Source organism: Pseudoalteromonas sp. GW168-MNA-CIBAN-0100 (assembly GCF_040309225.1).
GTDB classification, from domain to species: domain Bacteria; phylum Pseudomonadota; class Gammaproteobacteria; order Enterobacterales; family Alteromonadaceae; genus Pseudoalteromonas; species Pseudoalteromonas arctica.
Window position 1 is genome coordinate 1 of the sequence record NZ_JBEOOL010000965.1, and the last position, 244, is coordinate 244.

Annotated in this window: 1 pseudogene; it reads right to left on the reverse strand. The window is 40.6% G+C overall.

Going from position 1 to position 244, the window contains the following annotated elements:
• A pseudogene (locus AAEY62_RS24215) lies at positions 1-244 on the reverse strand (methyl-accepting chemotaxis protein); the annotation flags it as partial.

Sequence of the window (244 nt, forward strand, 5' to 3'; positions counted from 1 at the left end):
TTTAATATGATTAGGGTCTTGCATTATTTGCTCTGTCGCTGAGCTTAGCGATAGCCCGGCACTACGTTCGCGCTGCAATGTTTTAGCAATATAGCCTGCAACAAACACTTCAACAATGGCATAACCTGCGTGTATTAGCACTGTTGTAAAGGCAAGCCTATCTGGATCAAACACGTAAAAACCTGTGTTTTGAGTTTGTAGGTAATAAAACGATAAGTGATGTACAGCAACAAACACAATAGCA